Origin of the sequence: Halovibrio variabilis (assembly GCF_007991175.1) — a bacterium.
GTDB classification, from domain to species: Bacteria; Pseudomonadota; Gammaproteobacteria; order Pseudomonadales; family Halomonadaceae; genus Vreelandella; species Vreelandella variabilis.
In genome coordinates, this window is record NZ_BJXV01000011.1 from 44,090 (window position 1) to 61,643 (window position 17,554).

General features: G+C 54.3%; 17 protein-coding genes. 8 read left to right on the top strand and 9 right to left on the bottom strand.

Translation table 11 applies throughout. The features are described 5' to 3' along the window. Positions 1 to 18 precede the first annotated feature (18 nt). Positions 19 to 1,485: a chromosomal replication initiator protein DnaA gene (dnaA, locus tag HVA01_RS10665; protein ID WP_146875402.1), complete on the bottom strand. Its 1,467-nt coding sequence runs from the start codon at positions 1,483 to 1,485 to the stop codon at positions 19 to 21. A gap of 534 nt (positions 1,486 to 2,019) precedes the next feature. On the opposite strand from dnaA, the gene rpmH reads away from it, so the two are divergent. The 4 genes from rpmH to mnmE all read left to right on the top strand — a co-directional run bounded on the left by rpmH (position 2,020) and on the right by mnmE (position 5,893). After that, positions 2,020 to 2,154, top strand: coding sequence for a 50S ribosomal protein L34 (gene rpmH, locus HVA01_RS10670; protein WP_088698236.1), 135 nt, complete (start codon positions 2,020 to 2,022; stop codon positions 2,152 to 2,154). A gap of 13 nt (positions 2,155 to 2,167) precedes the next feature. Then, complete coding sequence (gene rnpA / locus HVA01_RS10675; RefSeq protein ID WP_146875403.1) at positions 2,168 to 2,560, top strand: ribonuclease P protein component; 393 nt, start codon at positions 2,168 to 2,170, stop codon at positions 2,558 to 2,560. A 121-nt stretch (positions 2,561 to 2,681) separates the two neighbouring features. Further along, entirely contained in the window at positions 2,682 to 4,370 is a 1,689-nt protein-coding gene (gene yidC / locus HVA01_RS10680) for a membrane protein insertase YidC (RefSeq protein WP_146875404.1), read from the top strand. Between the two features lie 152 nt (positions 4,371 to 4,522). Beyond that, entirely contained in the window at positions 4,523 to 5,893 is a 1,371-nt protein-coding gene (gene mnmE / locus HVA01_RS10685) for a tRNA uridine-5-carboxymethylaminomethyl(34) synthesis GTPase MnmE (RefSeq protein ID WP_146875405.1), read from the top strand. 20 nt (positions 5,894 to 5,913) lie between these two features. Here mnmE and HVA01_RS10690 read toward each other — a convergent pair whose 3' ends face one another. From HVA01_RS10690 to rdgB, 4 genes are all read right to left on the bottom strand, one after another. Next, complete coding sequence (locus HVA01_RS10690) at positions 5,914 to 6,759, bottom strand: 23S rRNA (adenine(2030)-N(6))-methyltransferase RlmJ (RefSeq protein WP_146875406.1); 846 nt, start codon at positions 6,757 to 6,759, stop codon at positions 5,914 to 5,916. Between the two features lie 86 nt (positions 6,760 to 6,845). Further along, positions 6,846 to 7,520 carry a YiaD family glycine zipper/OmpA-like lipoprotein gene (locus tag HVA01_RS10695; protein WP_146875407.1) on the bottom strand — a complete coding sequence of 225 codons (675 nt, stop codon included), beginning with the start codon at positions 7,518 to 7,520 and terminating at the stop codon, positions 6,846 to 6,848. A 47-nt stretch (positions 7,521 to 7,567) separates the two neighbouring features. Then, positions 7,568 to 8,752 (bottom strand): radical SAM family heme chaperone HemW, encoded by a 1,185-nt coding sequence (gene hemW, locus HVA01_RS10700; RefSeq protein ID WP_146875408.1) that lies wholly within the window; start codon positions 8,750 to 8,752, stop codon positions 7,568 to 7,570. Further along, complete coding sequence (gene rdgB, locus HVA01_RS10705; RefSeq protein WP_146875409.1) at positions 8,745 to 9,353, bottom strand: RdgB/HAM1 family non-canonical purine NTP pyrophosphatase; 609 nt, start codon at positions 9,351 to 9,353, stop codon at positions 8,745 to 8,747. The genes hemW and rdgB overlap by 8 nt, the downstream gene beginning before the upstream one ends. A 274-nt stretch (positions 9,354 to 9,627) precedes the next feature. Here rdgB and HVA01_RS10710 point away from each other — a divergent pair, with 274 nt between their 5' ends. Then, on the top strand, positions 9,628 to 10,320 hold the full coding sequence (locus tag HVA01_RS10710; RefSeq protein WP_146875410.1) for a LuxR C-terminal-related transcriptional regulator: 693 nt from the start codon (positions 9,628 to 9,630) through the stop codon (positions 10,318 to 10,320). A gap of 128 nt (positions 10,321 to 10,448) precedes the next feature. On the opposite strand, the gene hemL is transcribed toward HVA01_RS10710, so the two are convergent. Genes hemL through HVA01_RS10730 form a run of 4 tightly spaced genes read right to left on the bottom strand, consistent with a single transcriptional unit; the run spans position 10,449 to position 14,835 of the window. After that, positions 10,449 to 11,729 carry a glutamate-1-semialdehyde 2,1-aminomutase gene (gene hemL / locus HVA01_RS10715; RefSeq protein ID WP_146875411.1) on the bottom strand — a complete coding sequence of 427 codons (1,281 nt, stop codon included), beginning with the start codon at positions 11,727 to 11,729 and terminating at the stop codon, positions 10,449 to 10,451. Positions 11,730 to 11,764: 35 nt separating this feature from the next. After that, on the bottom strand, positions 11,765 to 12,574 hold the full coding sequence (thiD, locus tag HVA01_RS10720; RefSeq protein ID WP_146875412.1) for a bifunctional hydroxymethylpyrimidine kinase/phosphomethylpyrimidine kinase: 810 nt from the start codon (positions 12,572 to 12,574) through the stop codon (positions 11,765 to 11,767). After that, on the bottom strand, positions 12,574 to 13,005 hold the full coding sequence (gene hemJ / locus HVA01_RS10725; protein WP_146875413.1) for a protoporphyrinogen oxidase HemJ: 432 nt from the start codon (positions 13,003 to 13,005) through the stop codon (positions 12,574 to 12,576). The genes thiD and hemJ overlap by 1 nt, the downstream gene beginning before the upstream one ends. A gap of 9 nt (positions 13,006 to 13,014) precedes the next feature. Further along, positions 13,015 to 14,835, bottom strand: coding sequence for a chloride channel protein (locus tag HVA01_RS10730; RefSeq protein ID WP_146875414.1), 1,821 nt, complete (start codon positions 14,833 to 14,835; stop codon positions 13,015 to 13,017). A gap of 204 nt (positions 14,836 to 15,039) precedes the next feature. On the opposite strand from HVA01_RS10730, the gene argC reads away from it, so the two are divergent. The 3 genes from argC (at position 15,040) to HVA01_RS10745 (ending at position 17,477) form a co-directional block, all read left to right on the top strand. After that, complete coding sequence (argC, locus tag HVA01_RS10735; RefSeq protein WP_146875415.1) at positions 15,040 to 16,074, top strand: N-acetyl-gamma-glutamyl-phosphate reductase; 1,035 nt, start codon at positions 15,040 to 15,042, stop codon at positions 16,072 to 16,074. Between the two features lie 126 nt (positions 16,075 to 16,200). Continuing rightward, positions 16,201 to 16,554: an iron-sulfur cluster insertion protein ErpA gene (erpA, locus tag HVA01_RS10740; protein ID WP_146875416.1), complete on the top strand. Its 354-nt coding sequence runs from the start codon at positions 16,201 to 16,203 to the stop codon at positions 16,552 to 16,554. Between the two features lie 146 nt (positions 16,555 to 16,700). After that, complete coding sequence (locus HVA01_RS10745; RefSeq protein ID WP_146875417.1) at positions 16,701 to 17,477, top strand: transporter substrate-binding domain-containing protein; 777 nt, start codon at positions 16,701 to 16,703, stop codon at positions 17,475 to 17,477. Positions 17,478 to 17,554: the final 77 nt, after the last annotated feature.

Genomic DNA, 17,554 nt, shown 5'->3' on the forward strand with positions numbered 1-17,554 from the left:
GGTCCGGCCATGGAATGATTAACTGGTTAACAGGCGCAGTAAATTCTTATAGTCTTCGCGAATATCCGCGCTCTCTTCCTGTAAGGATTTCACCTTGCGGCAAGCGTGCAACACCGTTGTGTGATCGCGCCCACCAAAGGCGTCGCCAATCTCCGGCAAGCTATGATTGGTCAGCTCTTTAGCCAACGCCATGGCCACTTGCCGTGGGCGCGCCACAGAGCGCGAACGGCGCTTGGAAAGCAAGTCCGCGACCTTGATCTTGTAGTACTCCGCCACCGTGCGCTGAATATTATCAACGCCTACCTGCTTATCCTGAAGGGCCAACAGATCTTTTAACGACTCACGAATGAAATCCTGGGTAATGGTTTTACCCATGAAGTGAGAATCGGCGATGACTTTTTTCAAGGCGCCTTCCAATTCGCGCACGTTGGAACGAATTTTCTGAGCGATAAAAAAAGCGGCATCGTGGGGCAAATCGACCTTCGCCTGGTCAGCCTTTTTCATCAGGATAGCCACGCGGGTCTCAAGCTCCGGCGGCTCAATCGCTACCGTCAGGCCCCAACCAAAACGTGATTTAAGCCGCTCTTCAACACCACTGATCTCTTTCGGATAGCGATCAGAGGTCAAAATCATCTGTTGGCCGCCTTCCAAAAGCGCATTGAAGGTGTGAAAGAACTCCTCCTGCGACCGCTCTTTGCCAGCGAAAAACTGAATATCATCGATTAATAAGGCGTCGACGCTACGGTAAAAGCGCTTAAAATCATTAATCGCATTTAGCTGTAGTGCTTTGACCATATCCGCCACAAAACGCTCTGAATGCAGATAGACAACCCGCGCATTTTCGCGCCGGGTGGCTAACGCATTACCCACCGCATGCATTAGGTGGGTTTTACCCAGGCCCACTCCCCCGTATAAAAACAAGGGGTTGTAAGCACCACCGGGGTTTTCTGACACTTGGCGCGACGCCGCGCGGGCGAGCTGATTCGACTTACCTTCCACAAAGGTGTCAAAGGTAAAGTTTGGATTTAGACCGCTGCCGTGTTTCAAGCTGCCTTCGACTTGTACCTGACGCTCATTGGTACGCCGACCCGAAGCCGCTTCGCGTTGCTTATCTAATTCGCGCTCATCGGGTATATCGCCACGCGGCGGCGTATGCACCGCCGGCGCTGAAGGCCGCGATGGTGACGCCGATACGGGGTTGCCCAAATCACGATGCTGAGGTGCGTGGTTAGCTGGGCGACGACTACCTACCGTCAAACTGACTTTAGGTGGTTTGGCCGGTGCCAGCTCACGCATCAGCTCACTAATCCGCTTGGCATACTTATCGCTCACCCAATCGCGCACAAAGCGATTCGGCGCTAATAAGCGCAGCTCGTTGGACTCTCCTTCTTCTGCCTGCAGTGGGCGTATCCAGGTGTTGAACTGCTGTGAATTCAGTTCATCCTGCAGGTTGTCCAGGCACTGTTGCCAAAGCGTCAGTGACACTCATCTCACCATCGGTTGAAAACGGCCGACCATTGTAGCGCCCAAAGCCGCGGTTATCCACACAGGTTTAGACATCAATATCGCCCTGTGGACAACTTGTCATAAGCCACGGGGAAAACGTTGTGAATAGATAGGGATAAACCTCAATATCACTGCTTACACAGCGGTTAATCACATCAAAATAACAGCTTATCTCCTGCTTATACGCGACTTACACACAGATTTTTTATACCTATAGGTTGTTGAAATAAAGACACTAAAACCACTTATCCACAAATAGTATCCCCACTATTAATAACAACAGGTTTAGAACTACCTATTAGTAATAATAGTGACAACATGGGCGACTACTCTAGACCGGCCGCGCAAGCTGGCTGGGAGGTGACAACGCTTTTTGTGCAAGGAAAAATTGCACGCAGCGGAGGAAGTCTCTACAATTTCCGGTCTTGAATTGAATCTCCCCGGCTAGTTCCTCACTGGACCGGGCTTTTTGGAATTCACTTTCCGTCCTAAACCACGTGGGAATAACGAGTTATGAAACGCACTTTTCAACCCAGCGTTCTTAAGCGCAAGCGCGCGCATGGCTTCCGTGCTCGTATGGCTACCAAAAATGGTCGCGCCATCCTGGCACGTCGTCGTGCCAAAGGCCGCAAGCGTCTGAGCGCTTGATCTAGGATTGCGTGTGCCGCAGCAAGGCTTTCCCCGGCAATTACGGTTACTAAATGCTGGGGACTTCAGTCACGTGTTTGAGCAAGCCGATCTAAAAGTACATGGCAAAGGTATGATGGCATTAGTTCGCCTAAGTACCCGGGGACACCCTCGCCTTGGACTGGTGGTCAGCAAAAAAAATGTTAAGCGCGCCGTCGACCGCAACCGTTTTAAGCGTCTCGTTCGAGAATCCTTACGTCTTCGTCAAGATCACTTACCCTCTGTGGATATTGTGGTGCTTGCCCGGCGCGGCGTTCAGGATATAGACAACGACACCTTGCATCGCCAGTTACATGGTATGTGGAAGCGGCTTCAGCGTGACGCACAGGCGATGATCGCAGCACCAACGCCGGAGCGTAACACGTGACATTAGGTGCACCCCTTGCCGCTCGACCTCGGCCTGCCGTCTGGCAGGCTTTCGTGTGTCAAGAGTCAAGTAAATGACACTGCGCCATTAGCATGTTCACCACCCAGCGGGCAGAACCCTCATGGACGTTAAACGACTTTTATTACTGATTCCACTAGCCGTACTGGCGTACCTGCTAGTCGTCGAGTGGAATCAGGATTACGGGCAGCCGAATTACGATTCGGTACCTGAAACGACGCAACGCAGCAGCTCGGCGCCTCCCAGCAACGTTGAGGATAGCGAGGGCTTAGCGGTGCCAAGCACCTCGGCGCCACAAGGCAACGTGGGTGAAGGTATCCCCGGCGATACCGAAAGCGAGACGTCTAGCCGCGATTTCATTGCGGTGACTACCGATGTCCTCGATGTGCGCATCGATCCACACGGTGGCGATATCGTTTATGCCGCGTTACCCCAGCACAAACTCGCTCTCGATTCTGAGCGTAACTATGTTTTGCTGTCCGATAACGACAGCCGAAGCTACGTAGCGCGTTCGGGTCTGCAGTTAGACGGTGAGGCAAGCCGAATTGCCTTTACACCGGAAAACTCAGCGTATCGTATGGGCGATAGCGATGACGAGCTCAGCGTTGATTTAACCGCTGAGGTCAATGGTGTTGAGGTTATTAAACGCCTCACCTTTGAGCGCGGCAACTATGCGGTCGACGTTAATTACTTTCTTGCCAATAACACCGACGAGCCGATTAGCGCACGTTTTATCGGCCAGTTAGCGCGTGACAACAGCCCAGACCCGTCAAGCGGTGTATCCATGGGCATGAAATCCTATCTGGGGGCTGCCTACTCGACGCCAGATGCACGCTACGAGAAAATTGACTTCGAGGATATTCAAAACAGTAACTTTGAAAACCGAGAAGCACAGGGCGGCTGGATTGCGATTATTCAGCACTACTTTGTATCGGCATGGGCACCTCAGCAGGATCAGCAGAACCTTTATTACGTCACCACTGACTCCAGTAACCGTAACGTCGTCGCCTTTGCTGGCCCCACCAGCACTGTTGCCGCTGATAGTGAAGCGACGCTGGGCGCCACTCTCTACATGGGGCCTAAGGTTCAGGATCACCTGGAGCAAGTAGCGCCCAATCTACGCTTAACGGTAGACTACGGCTGGCTGTGGTTTATCGCTAACCCGCTGTTTTGGCTGTTGGATCATATCCACGATATCGTCGGTAACTGGGGTTGGTCGATTGTTCTATTGACCGTACTGGTTAAAACCGTGCTGTTCCCGCTTTCCGCCAAAGCTTACAAATCCATGGGCCGGATGCGTAAACTGGGGCCGGAAATGCAGCGTCTGAAAGAGACGTACGGCGATGACCGGCAAAAAATGTCGCAAGAGATGATGAAGTTCTACCAGAAGGAGAAGATCAATCCGCTGGGGGGCTGTTTACCGATTGTGATTCAGATGCCGGTCTTTATCGCGCTTTACTGGATGCTGTTGGAATCGGTTGAACTGCGCCATGCCCCGTTTATTTTCTGGATTCAGGATCTATCGGTGAAAGATCCCTACTTCATTCTGCCGATTTTGATGGGCATTTCGATGTTTGTTCAGCAGATGTTGAACCCGACACCGCCGGACCCTATGCAGGCCAAGATTATGAAGATGCTACCCATCATCTTTACCTTCTTCTTCCTGTGGTTCCCTGCCGGTCTGGTTATTTACTGGGTGGTCAACAACATCATCTCGGTGGCGCAGCAGTACTACATTACGCGCAAAATCGAGAATGATCCGAACATCGGTAAGGGTATGAAAACCAAATAGTCCGATGTGTTAATCGATGCCTTCAGACCCCCGCCCCGTGCGGGGGTCTGGCGTTTTAAGGTCGACACCTTCAGGCTATGATCCTGCAAACTGGGATCCTACAAACTCGATCGACCCATTGATATGTCAGCCAATTTACTAAGAGAGTCACCATGGCCGAACGCCTCTACACGCCTGACAGCATTGCGGCGCTAGCAACTCCCCCGGGACGCGGCGGCGTCGGCATTATCCGCGTCTCTGGGCCTGCCTGCCGCGGGATCGCCGAGGCCATGGTTGGGCATTGCCCTGCCCCCCGTTACGCCCACTACGGGCCCTTTTGGGGCCCTGAGGGCAGTATCGATGAAGGCATCGCCCTGTTCTTCAACGGCCCTCACTCGTTTACCGGGGAAGACGTCCTCGAACTTCAAGGTCACGGCGGCCCGATTATTATGGACATGCTGCTGGAGCGCTGCGTTGCCTTGGGCGCCCGCCTAGCGCGGCCGGGGGAATTTTCCGAGCGGGCGTTTTTGAACGATAAGCTCGATTTGGCCCAGGCGGAAGCGATTGCAGACCTCATCGATGCCACCTCACGTTCAGCGGCAGAAAACGCCGTGCGCTCGCTACAGGGCGAGTTCTCAACGCGGGTTTCTGCGCTGGTAGAACGGTTAATTGAACTGCGCGTCTACGTCGAAGCGGCGATCGATTTCCCCGAAGAGGAGATCGACTTTCTAGCCGATGGCCACGTGGCCCAACATTTAAGCAGCGTTCAGCAAGCGCTAAGCGATGTGCGAAAAGCGGCAGGCCAAGGCGCACTGCTACGCGAGGGAATGAGCGTGGTGATCGCAGGGCGACCCAATGCAGGTAAATCCAGCCTGCTGAACGCGCTTACCGAGCAAGACACTGCCATTGTGACGGATATCGCGGGCACCACTCGGGACGTGCTCCGTGAGCACATCCACATCGACGGTATGCCGCTACATATCATCGACACCGCGGGTTTACGCGATACGCCCGATGCGGTTGAGAAGATTGGTGTCGCCCGGGCTTGGGCCGAGATCGAGAAAGCCGACCGGGTGCTGCTACTGGTCGATGCAAGCACCACTTCCACCACCGACCCCATGGCTATCTGGCCTGAGTTTGTTGCCCGGCTGCCCGACCAAACGCGCTTAACCCTGGTGCGTAATAAGATTGATACCAGCGCCGAGTCAGCGGGCCTTGAGTTATCCACTGCCCCACCAACGGTGCGTTTATCGGCCAAAACCGGCGAGGGTGTGGATAACTTAAAAACCCACCTAAAGGATGTGATGGGCTTTGCCGCCACTACCGAGGGGCGCTTCTCTGCCCGCCGACGGCACCTGGATGCCCTTGATCGGGCCATGGCCGCCCTCAACACAGGCCGCGCTCAGCTTGATGGTTACGGCGCAGGCGAGCTGCTGGCGGAAGATCTGCGCGACGCCCAACAGGCGTTGGGTGACATCACCGGCGAATTCAGCGCCGATGACCTGCTGGGTGAGATTTTTGGCAGTTTCTGTATCGGCAAATAGTAGAGCTGCTTGGTATAGCGCTACTCGCCCACCCACCAGTCCGCCTGATAGCGGCTGGTAGCGCCTAGTTGCGGGGTAATTTCCGCCATTGTCGCTGCCAGGCGCTTATCCAGCCCCCAGGGCGGGTTAATCACCAGCATACCGCTGCCGTACATGCCGTGAGCCTGACTGCCGGGTTCGTGCAGTAGCAGCTCACTGCGCCAGATGTTACGTATCCCGCTCGCCTTGAGGCTACTTAATAGGCGGTGATGATTTCCCGCTGGTAAAAGCGGGTACCAAATCAACACCACGCCATGGCGGGCTTTCTCTAGCGTGTAAGCCACCGTGTCGGCAACGTCCTGGTACTCCGCTTTGCGTTCATAGCTGGGGTCAATAAGCACACATAAGCGTGGCGTTACAGCGGGCAGCATCGCCTTAAGCCCCGCCAGCCCGTCACCAAACACGCGCCGTGCGTTTGGCGATAGCGCCTGGGCATTGAGCTGCTCATGCTCGCCCGGGTGCAGCTCAAACAGCCGCAGTTGATCCTGCTCACGCAGCGTATGACTCAACCACCACGGTGATCCAGGGTAGTGGGTTAATATTGCTGCGTCGGTTTGCGCTTTTGTCAGCGCGGCTTTCCAGGCGTTTAGTAGCGGGTCGCTCGGCGTGCTACCTGCCTGCCACAGCGGCCAAACGCCCTCGCGATACTCCAGCAAGCGTTGGGTCTCTTGCGCATTGAGGGGATAAAGGCCTCGTCCCGCGTGAGTATCGATATATGTAATAGCGGTTTTTTTACGTAATAGGTAATCAATCACCGCATAAAGCGTCAAATGTTTATGCACATCGGCAAAATTACCGGCGTGGTAAGCATGTTGGTAAGACAGCATGGTGAATCGTCCGCAGATAAATAAAAAAGCCCGCTATGGGAGCATAGCGGGCTTTGCGCGGCAATGGTCAGATTAATCGAACGCGTTTAACCTTGGCCATCGCCGGTTGGCGTCAGCGTGATTTCGACACGACGGTTCTGGGCCCGGCCCTGCTCGTTATCATTGCTGGCAACCGGCTGAGTGGCACCATAACCCGAGGTGTTAAGACGCGTAGAGGAAACACCACTCTGGGATAAATAACTACCTACCGCCTGAGCACGACGCTCAGAAAGACGCTGGTTGTAGCTCGGATCGCCGGTGCTATCGGTATGACCCGCGATATTGACGCGGGTATCCTGGTACTGGGTGAGAACATTAGCGACTTCGTTAAGCGAGCTACGCGCTTCGCTGGTGAGCTCGGCCGAGTCAAAGCCAAAAGTAACGCCGCTAGGCATATTGAGCACGATATCGTCGCCGCGGCGGTCAATCTCGATGCGTGATCCTTGCAAGTTATCGCGCAGTTGCTGCTCTTGGCGATCCATGTAAACACCAATACCCGCCCCGGCTGCCGCGCCCACTGCCGCGCCAATCAAGGCCCGGTCACGGCGGCTAGTGCTGCCATCACCGGAAAGCGCGCCGGCAGCAGCGCCAACGACGGCACCAATCCCAGTGCCCATCCCCGTGCTAGAGCGTTGCGTTTGGCCACCGTAAGGGTCCGATGTAGCACACCCTGCTACTAAAATAGCGGCGGCCAACGGTGTTAGTAGTCGAGAAATACGCATCACTCACTCCTTGTTTGTCTTCGGTATGTCTTTTTGTTTATTGCTGGTCAATCATCACTAATCAATGCCAGCAACTCGTTCAAGAATAATAGACCTTGGGGCGATGCACGCAGTTTTTCGGGCATTTGCATTAAAAGTCCTTTTTGTTGGGCAGACTGTAACCGCGTCAGTAACATAGCATCGCGTTGTCCCGTATTGGCTGCCCAGGTATCCAGGCTAACACCCTGGGTAAGCCGCAGCGCGTTCATGGCAAATTCAAGCGGAAGCTCTGACCATTTTATTAGCTGCTTACCCGCGATAAAACCGCGCAGGTCATTGATACGTTTTAGATAGGCATCCGGTTGGCGGGTTTTCCAACGCCGCTCAATGCACCACTCACCATGTTGATCAATATGGCTCAGCTTGCCATGGGCGCCGGCACCAATACCCAGGTAGTCACCAAACTGCCAGTAGTTAAGATTATGCCGACTCTGATAGCCCGCGGTGGCATACGCCGAAATCTCGTAGCGCTCAAACCCAGCCCGCTCTAAGCGTTGATGCCCGCTATCTTGGATATCCCAAAGCGCTTCCTCCTCCGGAAGTAGCGGCGGATTGGAGTGAAAGGCGGTGTTTGGCTCTAACGTCAGCTGGTACCAAGAAAGGTGCTCAGGCTTCAGCGCCAGCGCCTGTTCGATATCGTCCATTGCCAATTGGGGCGTCTGCTCCGGCAAGCCGTGCATTAGATCGATATTAATATTGGCAAACCCGGCCTGCCGCGCTTGCGCCACGGCCGTCACTGCTTCCTGGCCGCTATGAATACGTCCAAGCGCATGCAGCTGAGCCGGGTGAAAGCTCTGAATACCCAGCGATAGACGATTAATACCGGCTTCCCGGTAACCAATGAAGCGTTCCTGCTCGGTGGTGCCAGGGTTGGCCTCTAAGGTAATCTCGATATCATTTGCAAAGGGTAACCGGGCTTTAATTGCTGTCAGCAGGCGGGCATAAAACTGAGGTGACAGCAGGCTTGGCGTGCCACCGCCAATAAAAATGGTGCGGATTTCGCGTCCCGCCGCCAGGGCGAGATCGCCGTCTAAGTCTTGTAGCAAGGCATCAAGATAAGCGGTTTCGGGTAATTCCCGCGGGGTAAATCCGTGGGTACCCGGTTCGTGAGAATTGAAATCACAATACGGGCATTTACGCACGCACCACGGCGTGTGGATATACAGCGACAGGGGCGGCAGCGTATCAACCATGCGCCACCTTCAGTAATTCCACCAACCCTTGCAACGCCCGCCCACGATGGCTAAGCCGATTTTTACTTTCGCTGGGCAGCTCGGCAACGCTCATGCCCTGATCGGGTAGCCAGAACAGCGGGTCATAGCCAAAGCCACCCGTGCCTCTCGGGTGGGCAAGAATCTCGCCTTCCCAGCTGCGCTGTACAATCACCGGCACCGGGTCTTCGGGATGGCGTAAATACACCAGCACACACCAGTAGCGGCCACTGCGCTGACCCTCGGCACACTCGCTTAACGCCGCGAGCAGCTTTTGGTTATTCTTTTCATCGCTTTTAGGTTCACCCGCGTACCGCGCAGAGTAAATACCGGGGGCACCGTGCAGCGCATCCACTTCAAGTCCTGAATCATCCGCCAGCGCAGGAAAACCACTGACCAAGCTCGCTTCGCGGGCTTTTAACAGCGCATTTTCGACAAAGGTTAAGCCCGTTTCTTCGACGTCCTGAACGCCAAAGTCGGCTTGTGGACGAATATCAAAGCCTAGCGGTGAAAGTAATTGATTGAATTCGTTTAATTTTCCAGCATTGCCACTGGCAAGCACAAGGGTGTTGACTGCTGACATGACCGTTCACTCCAAACAATAGGGCATTAGTTTACGCGCTCATTGAACGTATCAAAAGCCAGCAAAATGTTACTTGGCGTAAGCGTGCTACGCGGTCGATTTTTTCGCATAAATAATTATTATTTTCAGTCAGTTAATGATTTTTAACCAAAAAATATTAGGTAATTTCATTTACTTTTTTCATTATTTTAATAACATAACTTTACGTAGAGCGTCTTATAGGCAACACTAAAACGATAACTTGCTGACTTTTTCATTCCATGAGGGCCTTTTGATGTCGCAAGATAAACCTACTGGGACGGTGTATATCGTTACCGAAAAAAGTCCACAGGTTCAGCTGTTTGCTGAATATTTGAACGACCATACTGGCTGTCCGGTAAATATTCATTCGCCAAGCCAACCACTGCCTACTGACGCTGAAGGGAGTGTGTTGATCCTTATTGATAGTGATCACATTGGTGTAGATGCCTTACCCGAATGGCAAGAACAGCTTCCAGAAGCGATGGCGAAAACACCATTAGCGGCTATTAATATACGTGATATAGATCACGCCCTCGAAGCTCTCTCTTGCGCCCAACTGAAAGGCGTTTTTTACCGAAACGAAAGCCTTGAAGTAATATGCAAAGGTATTCATGCCTTATTGGGTGGGGACCTGTGGATGTCGCGGGCATTAATGGCACGCTTGATTCTGTTTTATCGCAAGTATCAAAGCAATGCCTTCCGGCCTACCTGTGGTTTGACCAATCGTGAAATGGAAATCATTTCATTGCTTAGCGCTGGCTCATCCAATCAGCAAATTGCCGAGAAATTATTTGTCAGTGAGCACACGGTCAAATCCCATCTTTATAATATTTTTCGCAAAATCAATGTGCACAACCGTATTCAAGCGCTTAACTGGATTCATCAAAATCTGGGCCCCATCTTGCCCAACATTGAGACCGCACGCAGCTTGCAGCGCCCTAAATAGCATTACGCCAAGCAGCAAAGTAGCTATCACGTTTTACCTGCCGGTCACCTATTGGGATTAGCACTCTCCCGCTAACTAAAGCGCCGCTCATCGAGAGCGGCGCTTTTACTTTTAATAGTGACTTTCAATCACATAACGGCAAAGGCTTTTTCTGCGGCGTCCAAGGTAAACTGGATATCTTCCGGTGTATGAGCGCTTGACATAAAGCCCGCCTCAAACGCTGACGGTGCCAAGTAGACACCGTGATCCAGCATCGCCCCAAAGAAGCGGCGGAAGGCATCCGGGTTACAAGCGGTGGCTTGGGCAAAGTTATCCACACGGCTTTGAGAGGTGAAGAAGACACCAAACATGCCACCCGCCGACTGCGTCATCATCGGCACTCCCGCCGCATTAGCACGCTCTTGCAGACCGGTGCAGAGGGTATTAACCCGCTGGCTTAGCGCATCGTGAAACCCCGGTACCTGTAGCTTGTTAAGCAGGGTAACGCCGGCGGCCATGGCCAGCGGATTCCCCGACAGCGTGCCCGCGTGGTAAACCGGCCCTAGTGGCGAGATGTTCTGCATAATTTCACGCTTGCCGCCAAAAGCGCCCACCGGCATGCCGCCACCCACAATCTTGCCTAAACAAGTGAGGTCGGGGGTCACGCCGTAATGCGCCTGGGCACCGCCCAGGGCGACACGAAACCCGGTCATGACTTCGTCAAAAATCAGCAGGCTGTCGTGTTCGTTGCACACCCGGCGTAGCGTTTCAAGAAAGCCTGGCTGCGGGGGAATACAGTTCATATTGCCGGAAACCGGCTCGACGATGATGCAGGCAATCTCATCACCCATCTCGGCAAAACACGCGTCCACCCCTTCAGGGTCGTTATACGATAGCGTAATCGTGTGCTCGGCCAGCGAAGCGGGCACCCCTGGTGAGCTGGGAACGCCGTGGGTAAGCGCCCCCGAACCCGCTTTGACCAATAGCGAATCCGAGTGGCCGTGATAGTTGCCTTCGAACTTAACGATTTTATCGCGCCCGGTAGTACCACGCGCCAGGCGAATGGCTGACATCGTTGCTTCGGTGCCTGAACTCGTCATACGCACCATTTCCATGGAAGGAATCATCTCGCAGATGAGGTCCGCCATGGTGGTTTCCACAGCCGTCGGGGCGCCAAACGAAAGCCCATTATCCAAACGGGTACGCACCGCGGCTAATACGTCGGGATCGGCATGGCCGGTGATCATGGGCCCCCAGGAGCCGATATAATCAACGTAGCGATTACCTTCCACATCGAATAAGTAGGCACCCTGAGCACGCTCTATAAACACCGGCGGACGGTGCAGGCCTTTAAACGCCCGAACGGGTGAATTCACGCCGCCAGGAATGTGGCGACTGGCTAGATCGAATAGTTCAGCTGATGTGGACATGGCATCCTCTAAATAAAAGGCGTAAGACGATAAGGTTAAAAGCGAATAGCGCGTGTAACGCGGTTAGGCAAACACTGGCCACTGGGTGGCTGAAAACCTTGAGACAAACTTTGCCAGGTAAAGTGCTGTGCTTGCTCACACGCTGTTAGTAAGCGTTCACCAACGGCTAACCGAGCGGCAATCGACGAAGCAAGCGTGCAGCCAGAACCATGAAACTGTTCAGGCAAGCGCGGCCACTGCCACTGGCGAGTGGTATCCGGCGAATGCAGGGTATGCACTACCTGCTGATCGTTGCTGGGTAACGGATCATCCGTGGCCGTTACCAAGATAGCTTGGCACCCCTGGGACATAAGAGCGACTGCACGGGCAGTGTCATCGACAAGCGAACTGAATGTAGGGGTAAGCTGGCCCAGCTCAGCGCGATTGGGCGTTAAGATATCCACAAGGGGTAATAGGCGATCAACAAACAGCTGTCGCAGCTGGGGTGTGGATAACTCAGCGCCACCGCCGGCCTTGAATACCGGGTCGGCTACCACCGGAATACCAGGGAAACGACGCAGTATCTGTTCCGCCGCGCGTAACGTCGCTTCGTCAGCCAGCAAACCAATTTTAATCGCTGCTACTTGCATCTCGCTAAGCACCTCGGCCATTTGGCGCATCACGTTAGGATCACTGGGTATCACGCGTGTCACGTTGTGGCAATTTTGTACCGTTAGTGCGGTGGGGATAGTGACCGCCCAGCCGCCACAGGCAGCAATCGCCTCACTATCAGCGATTAAGCCGGCGCCGCCGGTCGGGTCGTGCCCGGCGAGTACTAACACCACGGGAGGAAGCGGTTGCCGCATCAAAAGGGCTTCACAATGGCAAGCACAATAATCGCCACTAGCGCAATCACCGGTGCTTCGTTAAACCAGCGGAAAAAAACATGATTTTTGCTGCAACGATCTTGGGCAAACTGCTTTAAATAGATCAAACAAACGTGATGGTAAGCGATCAACAGCGCCACTAGCGCTAGCTTGGCGTGCATCCACCCCTGGCTAAACCACTCGGGTACCAGGTAGAGCATCCAGCCGCCAAACACCAGAACCGCAATCATCGATGGCGTCATGATGCCCCGGTAGAGCTTACGCTCCATGGTTTTGAAATAGCTGATCGCCTGCTCATCGCCGTTATCGCGCGCAGTGGCGTGATACACATACAGGCGGGGTAAATAGAACAGCGCAGCGAACCAGGTCACCACTGCGATTAAGTGAATAGCCTTTACCCATAGGTACATTGTCGCTCCTTAATGTGATGAGTCCTGTTTGCGTTTATCAGTGTCACGGGCCTCGGCTCTACGTGGGTCAGTGTAATGATAATAACGCTCAATGGCGTCACGCGTGATAATACCTGAAATCCGCCGCTGCTTAGGGGAGTGTCCATGCACGACATACAGCGCTCCCAGGGCATTATCCTGAAGCTTTAAAAACGCTTCGGAAAGCGTGGCTTGCAAGCCAATCGGCGCCAGCTCTAAACGCTGCCCAGGGATTTCCAGCAGATCAATAAGTTCATCCTCAGGCGGCTCTTTCCCCTGCAGCGCCTCATCGTGCTCAAGTAGCCAGCGCGCCAGCTCAGCGGCTTTTAGCGCCAGCACCGGTTTTTCTTCGCTTGAGCGCTCAATCACCAGCCATACCGGATTCGTTTCAAGCAAAAAGCGCGCTTGGTCCGGGGTAATCATTCGCGCGGTACGCACCAGTTTTCGCTCCATTACCGCGGGCACCGACACCCGTGAGAGCGCCTGCATCAAGGGTTGCTGGAGAGGGTGCAGTCCGTAACGCACCGAGCTGATAAAAAAGCCTTCGCAACCGGTAAGCTGACGCGAGGTAAGGCACGCAACGACCACCGCCAACATTCCAGGAAGCATGATACTCGGCGTGTGAGTTAACTCCAAAAGCGCCATCAGCGCGGCAAGTGGCGCTTGCAACACCGCCCCCATCATTGCGGCCATTCCTAGCATGGCATAAATACCTGGATTAGCCGCTTTGTCTGGCCATAACCAGGCACCCAACAAACCAAACAGGGCGCCAGTGGCGGCGCCCACAACCAGCAGCGGGCCAATGATACCGATTGGCACGCCGCCCGCCACCGTAAGGGCTGTAAGCAGCAGTTTAGCAATCATTAGCGCCACTAACACTTTGATTTCCAGCTGATTGTTAAGCGCTGCCGCTACGCTGTCGTAACCAATGCCTTGCACCTGGGGAAACCACCAAGCGACGGCGCCAGTGGCGATACCTACCAGCCCCAAACGCACCCAGAGCGGCCACGCTTGTACTCGCTCGCTGCGCGAAATATGGATGAACAGACCGGCGAGCAGACCAATGACCAATCCGGTGACCACAATCCACGGTAGGTTAACCAACGAGCCCAGTGCTACCTCAGGAATGCGAAAAGCAGGCTCATTGCCATAAACCAGCTGCGCCACCAAAGCGCCCATTGTGGAGGCCAAAATGACGGGCATAAAGCTCATCAGGGTGTACTCCATCATCACCACTTCCATGGCGAAGATCACCCCGGCAATAGGGGTGTTGAAGGACGCTGAAATAGCCGCGGCGGTGCCACACGCCACCAGCACTCTCAGGCTGTTGTTGGGTAGGCGAATCTGCTGGCCTAGCCCGCTGGCCGCGGCGGCGCCTAAATGAATGGCTGGCCCTTCCCGGCCCGCAGAAAGCCCGCCCAATACCACTACCACCCCGACCCACCACTGGTTGAGCCAGTTGCGAAGCGGAAAACGCCCCTGATGGTAGGTTAACCGCTCGATGACATGGCCGACACCCAGCTTGCGCGCCGCAGGCTTTTGGCGATAAAGCAGCAGCCCAACGATGGTGACCGCTACCATGGGTAGCAGCGAACGCAGCCACGGCGCCATGCTTTCAAACGCCTCGGGGTCGCCATCGGTCATGTACAGCGCAGCACCGGCTTCCAACAGCAGCCGAAACGCCACCATCACAGCGCCGGTAATCACCCCGGAGACAAGCCCCAACACACACAGCTGCGGAAGCGCGTCGACATTGGCCAACTGGCGACGGAAACTCTCGAGAGTGAAATCCGAACGGGAAAAACGCGCCACAGCGACCTTCCTTGTTTTGGATTTAGTATTTTTACCTGGGTCTGAGTATTCTCTTGGTCTGACTGGTCTTATCTATTTATCCTCTTGTGTATCATAGCTAGATACGCTTCGACAGCCCTCAGTCATCCGCTTAGGCTGTTACACTAGATACAAATGTAAAAACAGCTTTGAAAATCGTTCTGCGTAACCCGCAAGGAGTTATTTGTGATTAAGGTCGGCATTGTCGGCGGTACCGGTTACACCGGCGTTGAATTACTGCGGCTACTCGCCCAGCACCCCCACGTCAACGTCGCCGCGATTACCTCGCGCTCAGAAGCAGGCGTCAAGGTCTGCGATATGTATCCTAACCTGCGCGGCCATTACGACACGCTGGCTTTTAGCCAGCCAGATGCCCAACAGCTAGGCGCCCTGGATGCGGTATTTTTCGCCACTCCCCACGGCGTTGCCCATGTGCTTGCCGGTGAGTTACTCGATAAAGGCACCCGGGTGATCGATTTGTCGGCCGACTTCCGCCTACGCGACGCAGACGAATGGAGCCACTGGTACGGCCAGCCGCATGGCGCGCCTGAGCGGCTGAAACAGGCCATTTACGGCCTGCCCGAAATGCACCGGGATAACATCAAAACTGCGCAGCTAATTGCCGTACCCGGCTGCTACCCCACGGCGGTTCAACTGGGTTATTTGCCACTCTTGGAAGCGGGGCTAATAGATCACCAGCAGCTGATTGCCGACTGTAAATCTGGCGTTACCGGGGCGGGCCGCGGTGCTAAGGTGGGGTCACTGCTCGCCGAAGCCAGTGAATCGATGAAAGCCTACGGCGCGAGCGGCCACCGGCATCTGCCGGAAATTAGCCAGGGGCTTAAGGATATTCAGCAATCCGCGGTTGGGTTAACCTTTGTGCCCCACCTGACGCCGATGATCCGCGGCATTCACGCGACGCTATACGGCCAGTTAAACGCCGACCCCGGCGACCTCCAGGCACTCTTCGAAAAGCGCTACGCCAATGAGCCGTTTGTCGATGTGATGCCCGCAGGGAGCCACCCGGAAACGCGCAGTGTCAAAGGGATTAATACGTGTCGCCTAGCGGTCCACCGCCCCAGCGGCGGCAACACGGTCGTGGTGTTATCGGTGATTGATAACCTGGTCAAAGGCGCCTCGGGTCAGGCAATTCAAAATCTCAATCTGATGTTTGGCTTTGAAGAGAGTACCGGCCTCACCGCCCCCGCGCTGTTGCCTTAAATACCTCGCAAAACCAGCAGGCAGAGACAACTCATTCCCGGCAATAGTTGACCAATTTGCTGGGAATTACCCATAATCATTACCCAATGCCGATTTATTCGTTCTTTAAGCTCGCGGGAGGTACCCATGAGCAGTGCAGAAGCCTTTATACCAACACCACTACTTTTGTCTGACAGTGCACGCAAACGTATTAACGCACTGATTGCAGAAGAAAATAATCCGGCCTTAAAGCTGCGGGTCTACGTGACCGGTGGCGGCTGTTCGGGTTTTCAGTACGGTTTCGACTTTGCTGACAATGTCGCCGACGATGACACCATCATACAGTTTGGTAACGCTGCCTTGGTGGTCGATCCCCTCTCTTACCAATATTTGGTCGGTTCCACCGTCGATTACGAAGAGGGCCTGGCAGGCGCACGTTTTCGAGTACAAAACCCCAACGCTACCACCACCTGCGGCTGCGGCGCTTCCTTTATGGTCTAAACAGCGTTGGCTCATAACGCCCCCCGTGACTTGACGCCTTGTCGGTTTCTCGCCAAGGTTGATAGGTCAACAACGGCTTACAAGGGTTATTGACACAGCTCATCGTGCTTAACTCTGCTATAAGCTCCAAAAACACGGGGAAACGTATGAAAACAGTATTACCACTCAGTCTTACTAAAACGTCGCTGGCGCTTGCACTCGGCCTTGGCAGTGTCACAGCCGCCATGGCACAAACACCCACCGTTAATGTGGCCACTGACCCAAGTTTTGTGCCGTTTGAAATGATGGATCAAGAAACCGGTGAAATGATCGGCTTCGACATGGATATCATCAACGAAGTAGCCGACCGTGCCGGTTTTGAAGTCAACCTCACCACCATGGAGTTCTCCGGTATTATTCCTGCCGTGCAAACCGGTAATCAGGAGATCGCCATTGCCGGTACCACCATTACCGAAGAACGCGCGGAGGTCGTCGACTTTTCCGACCCCTACTACGATTCGGGTCTGCGGATAATCGTGCGCGCCGATAACGACGATATTTCTACCCTTGAAGACCTGGAAGGGCACAGTGTAGCGACCAAAATCGGCTCGACTAGCTACGACTTTCTTCAAGAAGAGCTAGGCGATGACGCCGACATCACCCCCTACCCCGCTACTGCCGACATGTACATGGCGCTGTTAGGCCGTAACGTCGATGCTGTTCTTTATGATGCCCCCAATGTTGCTTACTTCTCGCAAACCCGTGGAGAAGGCCGCACCAAGGTCGTTGGCCCGCTCTATGAAGGCCAACAATACGGTATCGTCTTCCACAAAGGCAGCAAATGGGTAGAACCCACCAATGAAGCCCTCGCCGCTATGCAAGAAGACGGCACCTACGACGAAATTTACGCAAAGTGGTTTGGTGAAGCACCTAGCGAAGAGTGAGAGTAACAACTCGCGGATAGGGTAATCACGTTACAGGGCCGGGTGGCCACAGCCCCCGGCCCTGCTGCGTTTGTTAA

Bases quoted from the DNA above. Each gene is read 5' to 3' on its own strand.
- rpmH (WP_088698236.1), top strand. From the start codon at position 2,020: ATGAAACGCACTTTTCAACCCAGCGTTCTTAAGCGCAAGCGCGCGCAT.
- yidC (WP_146875404.1), top strand. From the start codon at position 2,682: ATGGACGTTAAACGACTTTTATTACTGATTCCACTAGCCGTACTGGCG.
- mnmE (WP_146875405.1), top strand. From the start codon at position 4,523: ATGGCCGAACGCCTCTACACGCCTGACAGCATTGCGGCGCTAGCAACT.
- HVA01_RS10690 (WP_146875406.1), bottom strand. From the start codon at position 6,759: ATGCTGTCTTACCAACATGCTTACCACGCCGGTAATTTTGCCGATGTG.
- HVA01_RS10695 (WP_146875407.1), bottom strand. From the start codon at position 7,520: ATGCGTATTTCTCGACTACTAACACCGTTGGCCGCCGCTATTTTAGTA.
- hemW (WP_146875408.1), bottom strand. From the start codon at position 8,752: ATGGTTGATACGCTGCCGCCCCTGTCGCTGTATATCCACACGCCGTGG.
- rdgB (WP_146875409.1), bottom strand. From the start codon at position 9,353: ATGTCAGCAGTCAACACCCTTGTGCTTGCCAGTGGCAATGCTGGAAAA.
- HVA01_RS10710 (WP_146875410.1), top strand. From the start codon at position 9,628: ATGTCGCAAGATAAACCTACTGGGACGGTGTATATCGTTACCGAAAAA.
- hemL (WP_146875411.1), bottom strand. From the start codon at position 11,729: ATGTCCACATCAGCTGAACTATTCGATCTAGCCAGTCGCCACATTCCT.
- thiD (WP_146875412.1), bottom strand. From the start codon at position 12,574: ATGCGGCAACCGCTTCCTCCCGTGGTGTTAGTACTCGCCGGGCACGAC.
- hemJ (WP_146875413.1), bottom strand. From the start codon at position 13,005: ATGTACCTATGGGTAAAGGCTATTCACTTAATCGCAGTGGTGACCTGG.
- erpA (WP_146875416.1), top strand. From the start codon at position 16,201: ATGAGCAGTGCAGAAGCCTTTATACCAACACCACTACTTTTGTCTGAC.
- HVA01_RS10745 (WP_146875417.1), top strand. From the start codon at position 16,701: ATGAAAACAGTATTACCACTCAGTCTTACTAAAACGTCGCTGGCGCTT.